General features: G+C 54.3%; 18 protein-coding genes and 2 pseudogenes. 8 read left to right on the top strand and 12 right to left on the bottom strand.

The features are described 5' to 3' along the window. The first annotated feature begins 25 nt into the window (after positions 1 to 25). On the top strand, positions 26 to 661 hold the full coding sequence (locus tag ABDK74_RS10605) for a TetR/AcrR family transcriptional regulator (protein WP_346003769.1): 636 nt from the start codon (positions 26 to 28) through the stop codon (positions 659 to 661). Positions 662 to 694: 33 nt separating this feature from the next. On the opposite strand, the pseudogene ABDK74_RS10610 reads toward ABDK74_RS10605, so the two are convergent. Continuing rightward, positions 695 to 945 (bottom strand): annotated as a pseudogene (locus ABDK74_RS10610) (IS481 family transposase); the annotation flags it as partial. A 624-nt stretch (positions 946 to 1569) separates the two neighbouring features. Here ABDK74_RS10610 and ABDK74_RS10615 point away from each other — a divergent pair. The 5 genes from ABDK74_RS10615 (at position 1570) to ABDK74_RS10635 (ending at position 7316) form a co-directional block, all read left to right on the top strand. Continuing rightward, positions 1570 to 1836: a hypothetical protein gene (locus ABDK74_RS10615; RefSeq protein ID WP_346003770.1), complete on the top strand. Its 267-nt coding sequence runs from the start codon at positions 1570 to 1572 to the stop codon at positions 1834 to 1836. A gap of 67 nt (positions 1837 to 1903) precedes the next feature. Continuing rightward, positions 1904 to 2119, top strand: a complete 216-nt coding sequence (locus tag ABDK74_RS10620; RefSeq protein ID WP_346003771.1) for a hypothetical protein — start codon at positions 1904 to 1906, stop codon at positions 2117 to 2119. Between the two features lie 736 nt (positions 2120 to 2855). Continuing rightward, a complete protein-coding gene (locus ABDK74_RS10625) occupies positions 2856 to 4388 on the top strand; it encodes a flippase (RefSeq protein WP_346003772.1) in 1533 nt (510 codons plus the stop codon). 50 nt (positions 4389 to 4438) lie between these two features. Beyond that, the gene (locus ABDK74_RS10630; protein WP_346003773.1) at positions 4439 to 7102 is read left to right on the top strand and encodes a GMC oxidoreductase; all 2664 of its coding nucleotides are present in this window, start codon (positions 4439 to 4441) and stop codon (positions 7100 to 7102) included. Between the two features lie 91 nt (positions 7103 to 7193). Next, on the top strand, positions 7194 to 7316 hold the full coding sequence (locus ABDK74_RS10635; protein WP_346003774.1) for a DDE-type integrase/transposase/recombinase: 123 nt from the start codon (positions 7194 to 7196) through the stop codon (positions 7314 to 7316). 40 nt (positions 7317 to 7356) lie between these two features. On the opposite strand, the pseudogene ABDK74_RS10640 reads toward ABDK74_RS10635, so the two are convergent. After that, positions 7357 to 7488: pseudogene (locus ABDK74_RS10640) on the bottom strand (transposase); the annotation flags it as partial. Here ABDK74_RS10640 and ABDK74_RS10645 point away from each other — a divergent pair. Further along, positions 7480 to 7782, top strand: a complete 303-nt coding sequence (locus tag ABDK74_RS10645; protein WP_346003775.1) for a transposase — start codon at positions 7480 to 7482, stop codon at positions 7780 to 7782. The pseudogene ABDK74_RS10640 and the gene ABDK74_RS10645 sit on opposite strands and share 9 nt — an antisense overlap. A 404-nt stretch (positions 7783 to 8186) precedes the next feature. Here ABDK74_RS10645 and ABDK74_RS10650 read toward each other — a convergent pair. The 9 genes from ABDK74_RS10650 to ABDK74_RS10690 all read right to left on the bottom strand — a co-directional run bounded on the left by ABDK74_RS10650 (position 8187) and on the right by ABDK74_RS10690 (position 12936). Further along, positions 8187 to 8902, bottom strand: a protein-coding gene (locus ABDK74_RS10650) for an IS5 family transposase (protein ID WP_346004212.1) whose coding sequence is annotated in 2 segments (ribosomal slippage) — positions 8187 to 8608 and positions 8608 to 8902 — 717 coding nt in all. Because the reading frame shifts where the segments join, the coding sequence is not laid out codon by codon here. Positions 8903 to 9982: 1080 nt separating this feature from the next. Continuing rightward, positions 9983 to 10111: a hypothetical protein gene (locus ABDK74_RS10655; protein WP_346003776.1), complete on the bottom strand. Its 129-nt coding sequence runs from the start codon at positions 10109 to 10111 to the stop codon at positions 9983 to 9985. A gap of 219 nt (positions 10112 to 10330) precedes the next feature. Next, a complete protein-coding gene (locus tag ABDK74_RS10660; RefSeq protein WP_346003777.1) occupies positions 10331 to 10522 on the bottom strand; it encodes a hypothetical protein in 192 nt (63 codons plus the stop codon). 12 nt (positions 10523 to 10534) lie between these two features. Beyond that, entirely contained in the window at positions 10535 to 10741 is a 207-nt protein-coding gene (locus ABDK74_RS10665; protein WP_346003778.1) for an HD domain-containing phosphohydrolase, read from the bottom strand. A gap of 53 nt (positions 10742 to 10794) precedes the next feature. Next, positions 10795 to 11649 (bottom strand): GyrI-like domain-containing protein, encoded by an 855-nt coding sequence (locus ABDK74_RS10670; protein ID WP_346003779.1) that lies wholly within the window; start codon positions 11647 to 11649, stop codon positions 10795 to 10797. 76 nt (positions 11650 to 11725) lie between these two features. Then, entirely contained in the window at positions 11726 to 12109 is a 384-nt protein-coding gene (locus ABDK74_RS10675) for a type II toxin-antitoxin system VapC family toxin (RefSeq protein WP_346003780.1), read from the bottom strand. Then, positions 12106 to 12444, bottom strand: a complete 339-nt coding sequence (locus tag ABDK74_RS10680; protein WP_346003781.1) for a prevent-host-death protein — start codon at positions 12442 to 12444, stop codon at positions 12106 to 12108. Before ABDK74_RS10680 ends, ABDK74_RS10675 begins: the two co-directional genes overlap by 4 nt. A gap of 8 nt (positions 12445 to 12452) precedes the next feature. Then, positions 12453 to 12746, bottom strand: coding sequence for a tyrosine-type recombinase/integrase (locus ABDK74_RS10685; protein WP_346003782.1), 294 nt, complete (start codon positions 12744 to 12746; stop codon positions 12453 to 12455). Continuing rightward, positions 12733 to 12936: a hypothetical protein gene (locus ABDK74_RS10690; protein ID WP_346003783.1), complete on the bottom strand. Its 204-nt coding sequence runs from the start codon at positions 12934 to 12936 to the stop codon at positions 12733 to 12735. Before ABDK74_RS10690 ends, ABDK74_RS10685 begins: the two co-directional genes overlap by 14 nt. A gap of 124 nt (positions 12937 to 13060) precedes the next feature. Here ABDK74_RS10690 and ABDK74_RS10695 point away from each other — a divergent pair. Next, positions 13061 to 13824 (top strand): IS5 family transposase gene (locus ABDK74_RS10695; RefSeq protein ID WP_346002506.1). Its coding sequence is split into 2 segments (ribosomal slippage): positions 13061 to 13394 and positions 13394 to 13824, totalling 765 coding nucleotides; the frame shifts between segments, so codons are not numbered across the junction. On the opposite strand, the gene ABDK74_RS10700 is transcribed toward ABDK74_RS10695, so the two are convergent. After that, positions 13809 to 15509 carry a Z1 domain-containing protein gene (locus tag ABDK74_RS10700; RefSeq protein ID WP_346003784.1) on the bottom strand — a complete coding sequence of 567 codons (1701 nt, stop codon included), beginning with the start codon at positions 15507 to 15509 and terminating at the stop codon, positions 13809 to 13811. The two genes, ABDK74_RS10695 and ABDK74_RS10700, sit on opposite strands and share 16 nt — an antisense overlap. Positions 15510 to 15516 lie beyond the last annotated feature (7 nt).

Consider the following 15516-nt stretch of genomic DNA (forward strand, 5'->3'; position numbering starts at 1 on the left):
TTTATATCAACGCCAAGGAGACGGCATGAGCGCGGCCACACGGAGCAGCTACCATCATGGGGATCTGAAAGCAGCGCTCATTGAGGCGTCGGAAGAGATCATTAGGGCCGAAGGCGTCGAAGGATTTACTTTAAGGAAGGCCGCCAAGTCTGCGGGCGTCTCTCCCGGAGCCCCATCGCACCATTTCAGTGGCACCAGGGGGCTTCTGACAGCCGTGGCCATCCGGGTTTTCAAGCATCTGGGGAGCGAACTGAATGTCCTTTCACACTCTGGCATCCCGGCTCAGGATCTTCGGACTCAGGCTTTGGGGTATGTGAAATTCGCGGCGCGTCATCCCGGACTGTTCCGCCTGATCTGCCGCGTTGACCTGATCGACTTCAAAGACCCTGAGCTGATGCAGGCTTCCTTTGAGGCAATGGCATCATATGGCTATGCCGCTGCCGCATACTTTGGGCACGAACCACCAGATCCGCAGAAACGGATCTTTCATCCACACATGGCCAGCGCGATGGCGACCGCCCACGGGCTGGCGCATATGGTGATAGAAGGGCGGCCTGCGCTCTTATTCGAGACACCCGACCCGATCGGCACCTTTATCGAGACGGCGCTACCCTCAATTCTGCTGGCAACATGGCCAGATCGATATGTCAGGCAAACATAAACTTGTTCGAAACCAATGAAAATTATCGTTTCCATCCAGCGGCAGTAAAGTATGCCGGCGAAAAGCGACTGCCATGGTTTCTTCGGTTTTGTCAGGTTTGTTGAACGAGGCTCTTCAGGGCCAGTTTTCTGATCTTCAACAGTCTGGCGCTTGCGCCATTTTGCAACGCTTTTCGGATCGATCCCGAACTCCTCGCTCAGTGCCGCGAGCGAAGCCTGCGATCGCTGTATTGCTGCTCGCACAACGTGCGTGGTCGTGGCGCTGCCATGACGTATCTGTCCCATAAGGCTTCCTTCCACTCACGTGAAATTATCACGCCATCAAACCCCGGGACCAAACATCTAGCCATTCTGTTGCGGTCTATACGTCGCAAACCTAGCGGATGACGAAACGTCAGGATTTCGACTCTTCTGCAGCCAGACACTACATCATGACATTCTGGGAGAAGTCCGAAAATGACCTAAAGACGCTCCGCCACTTCCCGAACACAAAAAACTGGCGCATGCGACCGGACTGACCGGCGACGGGAAGCTCATGTCACCGAGACCCGGGATGGAATGCTGATCGGATCATTCACACGATTGACCAAAGTCCGCATGAAAGATTTCCGTCTCTTGCTGGAAGAAGAGGCGTCCAAGCCATCACCTATAGATCTTCGACCTGTCGTCAAACGCCTTGAACAACAGGAAACTTCGCATTGACAGTGGGAAGAGCGGAAACGTGTCGTGGAGGACCTGAGCTGGAGTACGCCAGTTCCATTGTCCACACTAGATCGACGGAGGCTTCAGTAGCATGGACGAAGAGAAGTGGGAGATATCCGAAAGTGGCTGCTGACCATAGGCTCACCTTGATACCCTGAACAGTTCAGCGAGGGGTTCCAGATCTATCTGAAAGACTGGAAACAGGAGATGCAGGCTGCCCGAACTGTCCTGAACGCACGACATTCCCTCGAACGGCGTTATGGTCCGGAAAGTCCTTTGGATATCCAGACGGAGTGTATCCTACGGATGATGAGAGACGGGTGGACCATACTGAAGAACGCCAATCAGGCCGTTGACCGGGCGCGACAGGATCCGAATGAACTGGAAGCCCGGAAAAGCCTGTTCTCTCGGAAGAGCAGCACTTCCCAGACAGAGGAACAGTACCGCCAGGTTCTGATCCAGATCCTGTGCTAGCTTGTGCAGTTCATCTTGTATCAGTCGGGGACTGGGCAACCAGAAGCCTGACCCTATCCAGTGTCCGGTGCCGACAGAACGCGAAGCGACATTGCAGGACTACCTGCATGACAGGCGCGAGTTGCTCCAGACCTTGTTGAATGAGAAATTCTGTCGCGTCTGGATCAAGGATCGCTGCCGGGAGGTGGAACACAAACGGGCCCAGAGTATTGCCCAATGGCATACACAGCGTGTGCCGGACTGTGAGCAGGCACAGCAGACCGTTGCTAGGCTTGAGCCTTGAGCGCGTGGCCCGGCTTTGCATGGTAGCTTCCCAAGGATGTTCGCATTGCAGTCAGGGATCTGAAACGGCAGGGGCTCTTGAGGCCTTGAGAGGACTGGATCGCTTTTACGACACGAACACTTCAGCCTCTCTGCCGTTCGACCATCATGCTGACGTCAATCGATAGTCTCAGCCCATGGGGTTAGGGAAGATGCCGTCATGCAGCCTATCGGACGTTGATGAAATACTTTTCATTTCCTGAAACCGGACGTAGTCTGTCGCATGCAAGAGTTGGTGCACTTTGATCCCGATGCTGTTCAATGCCCGCCCAATCAACATATTAAGAAAGGGCATCACAAGGAACGCTTTAAAACCTTGTATTTTTTGAGCCCTCCAGATCACAGCACGGCACCGTCGCAAGTCCAATTTCTCCAGCATATTGTAACCGGTACAGGCGATACCCGCCACTCGTAACTGTTCGCGCACTGGCGGTTACCGCCCGAATAAGCTAACTGTTGCGTCTAAGCCAATCAGGGCAACGTCGGCGCATGAACCCTTCCGAACGTCGGAGCGACAGATAAAAATACCTCACCCCAAGAGATGCGGAAGGCAATGTTTTTCTCCTGTCGGAGTAGTGTGGCCGTCCTGAAGGAAACATTTAAAGCGCCGAAAGGGCACCCCCAAATTCGCGTCAGCCTGACGATCGAAACGGGTTCAGGATCACCAGTCAGAAGTCGAGTAGTTTACAGGAGAAAACGTGTCGCTTTCTGAATACGGTGGGGTCGCCCCACGACAGTTTCTGATTAATGCATTGTGGAACATTTTCGGGCGCGTCGCGCCCGTCTTCGTGGCCATCGCCACCACACCGAAGCTGATCCACATGCTTGGGCTCTCGCGCTGGGGCGTGTTCACCATTCTCCTGACCTTCATTGGCACGTTCGGGATATTCGATCTCGGTCTGGGGCGAGCGCTGTCGCGTGCCGTCGCCACTGGCGATCATGATAAGGAGATGGACGTTGATACGAAGGATCTCGTTTACACCGGGATGGTAACGCTAACAGGGATTGGCGTCATTGCGGCCATCGTCTGCTCCATCATCAGCAGGATTTGGGTGGAACACGGGATGAAAATCCCCGATAGTCTGAAGCCGGAAGTTCTTCACGCCTTCTATGCGTTTAGCGCAACCGCTCCTTTGGTCATCATAAACGCGGTTTTATGGGGTATCCTGACCGGTCGTCAGGCCTACAAGCAGACGAACCTCATCAACATACCTATTTCTATCATGTATTACGTTGGCCCGTTGCTGATGCTGTATGTCTGGAACAGCCTCGTGGGTATCGTCTTTGTTCTGGCGCTCTGTCGGATCTGGATGGCAGTTGCCTATCTTCGCCTGCTCAACCGCCTATTGCCCGAGCTGCGCACTGCCACCTTCCGGGCGCGTCTGCTCAAGCCATTGCTGGAATATGGCGGCTGGATGACGGTCTCGAATATCGTTTATCCGCTACTGGGGTATCTGGACCGGTTTGTCATCTCGATCGTCATTCCAGCCGCGCGGGTCGCGTTCTACACGACGCCATCCGACGCGGTTTCACGCTTTAACATGTTCAGCGGCTCCATCAACGCATCAGCCTTCACGGCCATTTCGTCGAACTATGCCCGTAACCCTACTCGCACCTGCGATCTCTACAAAACCAGCGTCATCTCGATCAGCATCATTCTCATGCCGCTATGCCTGATGACGGCCATGTTCAGCGAGACGATTCTGTCGCTCTGGATCGACCCCGCGTTCGCCGCGAAAAGCGCGCTCGCCATGACGATCCTGTGCCTCGGCGTGTTTCTCAGCGGTGCCGATTCTATCACTGCGACGTTTTTGGAGGCCATCGGCCGGCCGGATATCGGCACTAAGATATCTATCGTCGAGATTCTGCTTTACATTCCTCTGCTCTACATTATGGCTTTTCACTTCGACATCGTGGGCGCATCTGTGGCATGGAGCTTCCGCTACGTTCTTGATTACTTGATACGTCTTTTTATCTGTATGAACGTATACCCTGTCTTGCGACATAATTTTTCGCGCATCTTGGTCACCGTGATCTTGTGCAGCGCAACTATCCTATCCGCACTCATCCCTGCATCGTACTGTTGGCGCGTGGTGCTCAGCGTCAGTGAACTCGCATTCTTTGGTGCCTTCGTCTGGTTTTACGCCCTGACAGTAGATGAACGGGAACACGTCTCAGGCCCGATCGCGACACTGCTCGCTCGCGCACGACGCATCATTAAGCGTGCGTAAGTCGTCTCGACAGTCTTTTTCAAAACCATCATCTGTGAGTCGTTCGGTACATGTCCAGTTTTGTAAACATCGAAAATTGCACCGAGGTAGCATCGGAATATCCGGACTTCGACTTGATCATCATCGGTTCTGGTGCGGCAGGTTTGACTATTGCGCGCGAGCTTTCGGGACCGAATATCCGCATCGCGCTGCTTGAAAGCGGTAGCCGGCAGGAAAGCCTAGAGCACGAAACCCTGAACGCGGTCGAGGCGTCCGGCACGCCCGAGGATGCGGCAGTTCAGAGCGCGCGGCATACTGCCAATCACATCCAGCTCGCCGTTTGGCAAAACATGACGCAGACATTCGGCATCCGCTGCCGAGTTATTGGCGGTTCGACCGCTGCTTGGGCCGGCAAGGTCGCTCCGTTTGATGCGATTGATTTCGAGACGCGACCGTGGATCGAACATTCGGGCTGGCCGGTCACGATCGACACGCTCGCACCTTATCTCAACCGCGCGGCCAGGCACCTCGACCTTGGTCCCCTAGTTCAGGGCGATGCGTTCTGGGCCGCGTCCCAGAATGAAAAGCCCGCAGTCCTTGGGGCTTTGAATAGTTTCGATCCGTTTTTCTGGCAGTTCGCGCGATCGCGAACTGCCTTGACGGACGTGATGCGTTTTGGCCCCGATTTTCTTCACGAGCACCACGAAAACGTCACAGTGTTCCTCAACGCCACCGTCGATCGGATTGTGATCGATGACGGCGCGGCGCGGGGGGTCAATATCTTGCGCTCGCTGAGTGGTGGGTCGTTCGGCACGCTTCGTGCACGGCGGATCGTGGTCGCCGCCGGTGCCATCGAGAATGCGCGTCTGCTGCTACTCTCGCCGGGAGCCGATCACGGGCCGGTCGGTCAATACCTGACCGATCACCCCAGCGTGCCGCTCGGCACGTTCTCGTCCGAGACGATGTATGAGGCTGCTCGTATCTTTGGTTTTTACCCCCTTCGACAGGGCTATCGCTCCTTCATGTATGCCATCGGTCTTGCACTTAAGCCGGAAAGGCAGCGTGCGGACAAGCTGCCCAACATGGCCGCGTTCATCACGTTCGACATCGCGAAGGACGACCCGCTGGAGGCGTTTAAGCGCCTCACGGGGCGTAGAAGCACGGCCCTCCTTACGGATGTCGGGCTCGTAGCGCGTAACGCTAACCTCGTCATATCGGCAGTCGGTAAAAAAATTCTCAACTTTCACCGCATCCCCGAGCGGATACGACGCCTCATGGCCGATATCGCCGTTTTTCTGCAGCCGAACATGGTCGCACGCGAATTCGTCGGCAAGGGACGCGGCCGACGTCTTAATTCGGTCGGGGTGCGCGTAATCGTCGAACAGCCGCCGCTACCCGAAAACCGCATTACGCTGTCGGCGCGCAAGGACCGTCTTGGCATCCCACTCGCGCATGCTACGTGGACGATTTCGGATAGCTTGCGTGCGTCTATCGTTACGTTCGGCCAAGAGTTGGCAACCGATTTCCAGCGTGCAAAAATCAAAGGCTTTAAGCCTGACGATGCCTTGCTGCGCGACAACGGCCGCAGGCTTCTCATTCACGACATGGCCCACACGGCGGGCACCACGCGCATGGGCATCGACCCCGCGACAAGCGTGGTCGATGCCGATCTCGCAGTGCATGGCGTGCGTGGTCTGTATGTCGCGGGCGCGTCCGTGTTTCCCACTAGCGGCCATGCCAACCCGACCCTCGTCATCGCGGGGTTCGCGATCCGGCTCGCCGACCACCTGAGCCGCGAGATTTTCTCCGAAGGTATCGCAGCCATGCCCCACCCCGAGGTCGATGCCAACCGCAAGCTCGCGGTCATCACCGGTGCCACCGGCAATCTCGGGCGTGCGCTCGTTGAACGTTTCATCGAGGCTGGCTACCGCGTGCGCGGGCAGTTTCGCAGTACGTTACCGCGCGACACGCGTGTCGAATGGGTCCATTGTGACTTCGCCGATCCCGCCCTAGAGGTCGGGACGCTGGATCGCCTCGTAAGCGGCGCTGATGTGGTGATCCATATGGCGGCATCTACCAACAAAGTTGTCGAAATGCAGGTTGCAAATGTGACCAACCTCGAACGTCTGGCCCAAGCCTGCACCAGACAAAACGTGCGCTATTTCGGACAGGCGAGTTCAATGGTCGTCTATGGATCGCCTACCCGCGCCGCTGTAGACGAGCGAGCGCCGCTTATTGACCTCCAAGCCCCTCTGGAGCGGCAGTATTTCGCCGAACCTTATATGCGCGACTACGCCGCCTCCAAACTTTGCGGCGAGATGCTACTCCAGAGGTTCGGCGAACGGATGCATGTCGATCTCTACCGGATCGCGGTCGCGGGCAACCCGCCGGAGGATGTCCTGCAATGGGGGTGGGTGAGGCGCATGCTCGTGCTCTATCGCAACACCCACTACATCGCCCCAGACGAAGTCGCCCGGGCCGTTGTCCACCTCGCAACTTTGGCCCCGGACGTTCGAAGTGGTGTCGATGTCTTCAACATCGCCGACAGCAACGCACCGACCTATCTGCAAGCCTACCGCAAGGTCGGTGGACGCCCCCAGTTTCACATCCCATTGTTGTTGGATGTCGTCAAGAATTTCATGATCGCCCGCCGCCCATCCTGTCGTCGCCCGATGGGTGCGTTCCGCCTTGACGATCGCAAGTTGCGCGAAACCGGCTTTGTGCACCGCCGCTGAAAGAAACTCTCGTTCATTCGGACAGTTTTTATGACGCTATTGCAAAGTCGAGCGGCCCTGTTCGAAACTCCTGCCGGTTTTGGTATGAGAGATGGTGGACGTGACGTATGTCAAGTTGAAGGGTGTGTGGAGGTATTTTTATCGGGTGGCCAATAGAGACGTCGATACGATTGATTTCTACCTGTCGCCTATCTGGAACGCCAAGGCTGTCTAGCGCTTTCCGAACAAAGCGGTGCACGCCTTAGGCTCAGGACTTATAGCCAGAAGATGACGGTTGCGGCGAGGCAGATGGCTGAGAAGAAGACGGTCGGGCATCTGTCATAGCGTGTTGCGACCTGCCGTTAGGCCTTGAGTCTCCCGAACATGATCTCGATACGGTGCTGCTGGCAGATCTCCCCGAAGAGACAGAAGAAGTCATCGGGGACAGAGGCTATGACAGCAACCGGATCAGGTTATCGCTTGCAGAACGCAATATCACTGCCTGTATTCCCCCGAAAAAGAACCGGAAATCAAAGCTGCCTTACGACTGGCATCTGTATAAAAAGCGCCACCTCATCGAAAACATGTTCGCGAAACTCAAAGACTGGCGACGTATTGCGACCAGATACGACCGATGCGCTCATATCTTCATGTCCGCAATCCATATCGCAGCAACCTTCATCTTCTACCTCAAAGAATGAGTCCTGAGCCTAGAAAGTCAGCCTGCATATTCGTGGATTCCGTGGTTGTACTTAGTCTGTTTGGGAGCAGCAATACGGAGCGTTGCCACTTACAGCCCCCTTGAATCATGCCCTTGCGCATTTTCTCTTTGGATCGATACTCCTGAACGCCCAAGAGTCCAATACCTCGAGCGTTAGCATGAAGATTATATCAATGAAATCAATATATTTTGGAGAAGCCTCACCGTGCACGCCATCCACTCTAACCAGTTTAGGGCACATCTTGTCTTCATTGATGCGTCGTGACGACGCCAACCACTTGTAAAGGGAGGCTTAAGACACCCCATAACGGTGTACTGCCTTCGTATAAGGTGACAGCAGACGGTTAAGGTTACTTGGATATACGCTTGGCCTACGGCGTGTCGTCAGTTAAACAGGATGATGAGTGATGCGAACTGCATGGCAGCGATGAAAATAGATTTGAGCTTATCGTAGCGGGTTGCGATGGCACGGAACTGTTTGAGTTTATTGAAGAACCGCTCGATAAGATTACGCTCCCTGTAAAGAGCGAAGTCTGTTTTCCGTTGTGTTGTTCTATTGCTTTTTAGCGGAATGATCGGGGTAAAGCCGCGTTGTATCAACCGGTCGATCAACCTGTTCGCGTCATAAGCTTGGTCGGCCAGAACGGCATCCGGATCGATGTTTTCCAGCATCAGCTCCGCCCGGTTGATATCCGCATCCTGACCCGGTGTGATGTCGATCTCCACCGAATTGCCCAGGGCATCGCAAATGGCATGGATATTTGTGGTCAGTCCGCTCTGGGATCGTCCGATGACCTGATCCGCGCGCCCTTTTTGAGGGCTTCGACGCTGTGCTGATGCGCCCGGGCAATGATGTTGCCGATCATCATGTATTCATTGTCATGATCGGCGGCGAGATGGCGAAAGATACGCTCAATCACACCGTTTTCACACCAGCGGCGCAAACGTTGGTGCACGTTTTCCCAGTCCCCGAAACGGCTCGGAAGATCACGCCAGGGGATGCCTGTACGATAGCGATACAGCACAGCTTCTACGAAAAGACCGTTGCCTGCAGCAGTGCCTCCGACATGCCCCCCACAACCCGGAAGAAGGTCTTTTATCCGCTCTCACTGGTCGTTACGTCAGCCATAGCGCCGCATCTGTTTCTCTCCCTCAAAACCGGGAAAACAGTCAGCACAGGGCAACAGAAAGACAAACCTCACGGCACACGCTCAGTGCTTAACTGACGACACGCCGTAGAACCAAGAATTTTTATGTGTCCGACTGTCGGCTTTCTGGACAAAGAAACAGGGTTTGATACGTCTGACATGAAGGCGAGTGCCGCCTGTCTGGTTTCATATTACTGAGCAGACAGGCAGTTTCAGGGGAAAAGCGGCTGTCAGAAGCAACTTGCTAAAAGATATTGTGAAGCTGACGTTCAGGCGGGCACGCGATCAGGGGCTAGTATTGGTTTCTAGCTTTTTGCGATTAAGGAAATCGCTGGCTAAATTGCATGTCCAAAACATGATACCCCCTCCTATAGCGCCAAAAATTTCGGCAATATATGGATAATTACGCATCGGTAACTCTATTAATTTGTAAAATAAAACTCCGAAAAATGCAGGAAGAAAAGCCTTTTTTTATCATAATTGAATTCTTTCTTGCGAGATATGTCCAGACATTAAGAACTCTGACTATGTGATCAATTTGATATACTTCGTAGAGAAAACATAAGGATGAACGACGACTGAATTGCCCCGAGTTTTGTGAAAACTTTTTTATCTGATTAAAGCGGCTAATGCATGTGATTTCTGTTGTGCATAAAAGCCAGCCTTAGCTTCTGCTGAGAGGATGTTTCCAATGGATGCTAGGATGCGTCGATTGTTGAACCCGTCGACCCATCGAAGCATTGCCAGTTCGACAGTTTCCCTGCTTTTCCGTTGGCCCTGCCGATAGATGTCCGCTTTCCCGGCTCCATTCTCTCAAAACTGTCAGACGATTAACAGCCCAGAAGGAGCGCAAGATCGAGTTACTCACGTCCACTATGCAAAAAGGTGTCGACAAACATGCATGTCCGAGATGAGGGCGTATGCAGCCGTCAATCGTGCAATTCTCGGACGCTTACTGTCATTCTCGACCTTGAGGACAAAAAGCTCCCGGAAAACCGGATGCATAGTGCGATCACCGCTTCCCCATCGCTTCTAGGTCAGAGGTGTGACGTGAACAAGAGACGCAGCACTCACCTGTGTCAGGCCCGCATCGAGACGGGCCTGACGGATGGCCTGAGGAGGAATTCCCTCGACGCCGGCCTCCCTCAATAACCCAGCCATGCCCGCGTCAAATGACCTGCCTGCTCCAGTCCGGCCTTTGTCCGGTTGAGGCGTGCTATCAACGTAGCGTCGGCCCGTCTCTGCGGGGAGCGTCAGTCACACACAGCCCCTCGTCTCTCCGGTTTTCTGCGAAAAGCCGGTCTGCAACCCCAGCCAGAAATTTGAGGGAAGATGCTTCCGACGGGGCTGCGTGCGCTGCGGGTGGGAGCGGGAGTGGCATCATGGCATATCGTTCCGAAAGCTGAGAGTACGGGAAGAAGCAGGGGACTGGCCAGGGACTGACTGGTACCCCTGAACGGGCTGCGCGACGCTGCGACGAATGGCGAGCAGATCATCGAAGAAGGTGGTCGCGTGCCTCACCAGGTCAGGATCAAACGCACCACCTGCCTGCTCGTGGAGAAAGGCCTTCACCTGACGCGGCGTCTATCCTGTTTTATAGGCGCGGGTGGAGAGCAGGGCGTCGATCACGTCCACGAGGCCGATGATGCGGGCGGCCAGAGGGATGGCTTTGCCCTTCAACCCGAAGGGATAACCATCACCGTCATAGCGCTCGTGGTGCAGGAGTACGGCTTCATGAACGAGGGTCGGGATATCGGCTGACAGATGAAACAGCGCTCCAAGGCCAAGCAAGGGATCGGGCGATTTGATGTCCCATATTAGGCGGAAGCAGAGGTCCGCTTCCCTTAGGGACTAAACGGACAGGGATTTTGCGCGATAAGCTGGCTTATCTCCTGCTTAATTCTGGAAGGTGCAGGCGGCCATTCCAGTCTTTTATTTAAGCGGTAGAGATAGAGAGCCGCGGTTTCCAGATCGTCGGTATGACCTACGACCTGCAAGACGGCACACCTCCCGCCTGGAATGGTGCTGGACACAATGTCCTCATTGCCTGCTTCGAAGACCCGCTCAGTCCCAACGCATAAATCCAGTCTGTAATCGTTTGGGTTTGTGGTCCGCGGGTCGCAACGGAATATGTTGAACGTCTCGCTACTCCGCGGCACAAGCCCTACCGTTTTTCGCCATCTGATGAACCGTTGAATGGTCGTCCCGATCATGGCGGGAGGCCCACGATGCTCCATGATCGCCACCCGAATGGGTGACACCTCTCGAATGGTCACATCACTTGTGTTGAAAATCTGTTGCATGAGCTTATTCCTCGCATTCATGAGAGGCCCGAAGGCCGTAAGCCACGTCTTCCAGTCAGGAGATTTTCGGAACGATGACGGCGACTGCCCGAACCGTTGCCGAAAAGCGCGGGCAAAAGCATCCGGGGCGTCGTAACCGACATCCATAGCGATCTGCGTGACACTCTGATCATCACGATAGGCCAGCCGAAACGAAGCGCGCTTCATTCGACTAAGTTGAATGTAACGATGAACTGACAGTCCGAAGAACGCCGTGAATTGCCGGTGGAAATGGAACTTCGAGAACGCTGCGACCTTACTTAATGCTTCTAGGTCCAACTGATCTTCGAGATGACATTCGATATGATCGAGCACCCGCCTCATTCTGGCATGGTAGGTTTGGAATGCTTGCGTCACTGTCGGCTCCATCGTGGCGACAGTATCTAGACATGTGGCCGCAAAGTCCGCTCGACCGATCTTGCGGTTTCTGCATTCATGAACAGCGTATTCTCTTGATGGGGTAGTGATCCATTTGCCCGTCTTCCGAAAGGAATGTAGCGTGTTCAGCTTGCGCCTGCGCTATCAGGAGATGGTCAAACGGATCACGATGATGCAGAGGCAAAGACATCAGGATCTGCAGGTGTTCAGGCTGTATTGGCAGCAGAGAGAAACCTTCCACAGGGATGGCTGCCAGAATATCATTCATATCCGCATCCAGCTTTCCGATACGGATTTTGATCGCAATCTCCCACAGTGACACGATACTTACCAGAAGATCGTGGGCCGGATCTGCAATGATCTCCCGTGCATTCTCACCCAGTCGGTCGGAGTCCGAAAGCCACCAGAGCAACGCATGCGTATCGAGCAGAACCTTCACAGGTCGCGTTCCATACTTTCAAGAACCTCGAGAGGTGTCTGATCAAAATCTTCGCTCATTCTGATCCGCCCGCGAAGAGCTCCAGGCTGACGACGCGGTCGATAGGAAGGAGCGGGCGGCCGCAGTTCAGCGACAACCTCATCATGAGACGTCACGAGGATTGTACTGCCCTGTCTGACCTGACGCAGATACGCTGTCAGGTTTCCCCGGAACTCTCGAACCCCGATTTTCTGTGGGGACGGCAAGTTGTCTAAAAGATGCTGACTCATGGTCTCCTCCCTATGTGTCATCATAACATTTACACAGAAGGAGGAGGTAGAGAATTTCCGAGGCATATTCGATTTCAGAGATCCGTAGCTTCAGACAGTGCCAGAGCGTCCTCGACGTCCACCCCAAGGTATCGAACTGTACTATCCAACTTTGTATGACACAGCAGAATCTGCACGGCCCGGATATTACCGGTTCGTTTATAAATCATGGCAACCTTTGTCCGGCGGAGTGAATGAGTTCCATATTCACCGGGGATCAGTCCCACCGCCTGAACCCATTGATCCAGGAGCCGGGAGTATTGCCTTGTGCTCAGGTGAGCTTTGGCGCTGAGGCGACTTGGAAAAACATACTCATTACAAGCCACCACCGCGATGCTCCAGCCACTCCCTTACACTTTCCCGCGTCGTTTCCGTAATCTCAAACTGCACAGGTCGCCGGGTTTTTTTCTGGATAACCATGGCTCGGTGACGCACCTGACCGCTGGTCACGATGTCGCCGATACGGAGGCTGACAAGATCGCAGCCTCTGAGTTTGCTATCAAGAGCAAGATCAAACAAAGCCTTGTCTCTGATACGCTGTTCGCTCCCCAGCCAAAACCGAATGGCCTAGGCTCAGGACCTATTAAAATATTGAACTGAGCGAGACGTTGTGATTCACAGGCTTACCGATGGAGGTAAGGCTGTGAGTGACGTATTTTTGCTGTCTGAACGCCAGATGGAGCGGATTGAGCCGTTTTTTCCTCTGCCGCATGGAGTGCCCCGTGTGGATGACCGGCGTGTTTTGAGCGGAATCGTTTACGTGATCCGCAACGGGCTTCAGTGGAAAGACGCTCCGAAAGCGTATGGCCCGCACAAGACTTTATACAATCGTTTTATTCGCTGGAGCCGCCTGGGTGTCTTCGACCGGATCTTTGTCGCCCTGACAGAACAGGCTGGCCGTTCAAAGCGCCTGATGATCGATGCAACACACCTCAAGGCACACAGAACGGCGGCGTCTCTACTCAAAAAGGGGCTTTTCCCCGCCATATCGGACGGACAAAAGGCGGCCTGAACTCAAAACTCCATGCCGTGTGCGATAGTCAGGGCAGGCCTGTTCGCCTCTATCTGACAGCAGGACAAGTCAGTGACTTCAAAGGCGCAGACGTGCTGCTGGCAGATCTCCCCGAAGAGACAGAAGAAGTCATCGGGGACAGAGGCTATGACAGCAACCGGATCAGGTTATCGCTTGCAGAACGCAATATCACTGCCTGTATTCCCCCGAAAAAGAACCGGAAATCAAAGCTGCCTTACGACTGGCATCTGTATAAAAAGCGCCACCTCATCGAAAACATGTTCGCGAAACTCAAAGACTGGCGACGTATTGCGACCAGATACGACCGCTGCGCTCATATCTTCATGTCCGCAATCCATATCGCAGCAACCTTCATCTTCTACCTCAAAGAATGAGTCCTGAGCCTAGGACTCATTTCGGCCTGACGCATCCGCGTGATCTGCTGACGCAGTTCCTCGGATACCAGTGCGATATGCTTGTACCAGTTGATCGAGTCATTCGGCAGCCAGACGCGGCAGACATCCTCGTAGCCAGGTCGATAGCCGAACCAGCGCCCCATCTGCATCAGCGTATCGTACATCTTGGTGTTGCGGTACATATAGCTGATTGTCAGACCTTCAATCGTCAGGCCGCGTGACAGACTGAGACTCCCGATGGCGATTGCGGTCAGGCCGATGCCATCCTTCTCGTATTTCGCGAAGTCGAGAACCTCATCGCTCTTGCTGTTGATCACATAAGTCCGCGTGTTTTCGAACACACCCCATAGAGCCGCTTTCACTTCATCCCAAGTGTAGTTTCGCCCGCCAAATTCGTTGGCGGCGAACTCAGCGTCGAACGCGGCATGCAGACGGGCCATGTGTTCGTTTTTCGATGATGCGGCTTCCGGCATCATGTAATTGGCCTTCACGGCCTCCCGCATCCGGTCAAGGCGCAGATTGATGAAGCTCCGCACTTCCTTCTGAACGGATACGAACCGGGACACGTTGACCAGCATGGAGCAGTGTTTTCGCTCCTGACCTCTGAGGTTGCGGATGGCCCGCGCCACAATGAACTGATCCAGCGCTCGATAAAGGCTGGGCGGCAGCTCCGCAACCGGCGATCCGTTTTTGTGAGTTAGAGGAAGATATTCTTCGCAATCGGTGATCTGTCGGAGGATTGCACTGCTACTTTCGTCGTTTAGGAGCACCTTTTTAGGCCCGAAATAAGTTGTGGGCGCGTCCAGAGAATAAATGAAGTCTTTTGGAAAGAGTTCCTCGTAAGCCTTTTCATCAAAGGCGTCGGGGTCAATGAATATATTGGCGAACGGCGTGGCCGTGTATCCGACGTAACAGCTTTTCGTAAATAGGCGCAGGATTTTTCTGATCCACGCATTGGTTGCGGTCGGATTGATGTTCGGCTTGTTGGTGTTGATCGATGCGTTGTCAGCCTCGTCGTCGATGACCAGCATTGGGACATCGCCAATTCGGTCTCGCCCCTCGGCGTTCAGCTCCCGCAGCCAGATGTACAGAGCTTCGAGCGTCTTTACATTCTTCTTGATGACGATGATGACGGGCTTTTTGAAATCGTTAAGCTGCGCGCCGCTTTTATCGGCGGTCTGCTTGTTAAAATCGGAGAGGATATTGGTGAGCGTCACCGGGTTGGGGTAGTTTTTGTCTAGTCCTACCCCGATACTCACACGATCTGCCGGATCGCTTTTGCGTCCAACAAACCCCTCGTCGACTCGCTGCTGGGTCTGCTTGCGCAGATTGTTGTGGATGCCTGCGATAACGATAATGAATTTGTAGCCAGCATCCGCTGCTTTGGCGATCGCGCCCATGTAATTTGCTGTCTTACCAGACTGCACATGGCCGATGACAAGTCCGCGTCGACTCCAAGCTCCTTCGCTCGTGGGGTCTTGGAGGAGGCCAAGAATTTTTGAACCATCACCGTTCAGAAGAGTGTTTACAATGTTAGGCTTCCAGCCTTGGCTGCGTAGATAGCCGCCATAGGCGTCCGCATAAGTCGTCTCGATTTCTCGCTTGTGAATCCAGTCCTCATCGTGCGCAGCATCGACATCGATCAGTGATACGCCCGCGTTCATGTGCGAT

The organism is Gluconobacter sp. OJB (assembly GCF_039638275.1).
Lineage (GTDB): Bacteria > Pseudomonadota > Alphaproteobacteria > Acetobacterales > Acetobacteraceae > Gluconobacter > Gluconobacter cerevisiae.

Excerpts from the sequence above, each read along its gene's own strand:
- ABDK74_RS10630 (WP_346003773.1), top strand. The coding sequence starts at position 4,439 with ATGTCCAGTTTTGTAAACATCGAAAATTGCACCGAGGTAGCATCGGAA.
- ABDK74_RS10615 (WP_346003770.1), top strand. The coding sequence starts at position 1,570 with ATGCAGGCTGCCCGAACTGTCCTGAACGCACGACATTCCCTCGAACGG.
- ABDK74_RS10680 (WP_346003781.1), bottom strand. The coding sequence starts at position 12,444 with ATGCCTCGGAAATTCTCTACCTCCTCCTTCTGTGTAAATGTTATGATG.
- ABDK74_RS10635 (WP_346003774.1), top strand. The coding sequence starts at position 7,194 with ATGGTGGACGTGACGTATGTCAAGTTGAAGGGTGTGTGGAGGTATTTT.
- ABDK74_RS10700 (WP_346003784.1), bottom strand. The coding sequence starts at position 15,509 with ATGAACGCGGGCGTATCACTGATCGATGTCGATGCTGCGCACGATGAG.
- ABDK74_RS10605 (WP_346003769.1), top strand. The coding sequence starts at position 26 with ATGAGCGCGGCCACACGGAGCAGCTACCATCATGGGGATCTGAAAGCA.
- ABDK74_RS10655 (WP_346003776.1), bottom strand. The coding sequence starts at position 10,111 with ATGGCTGGGTTATTGAGGGAGGCCGGCGTCGAGGGAATTCCTCCTCAG.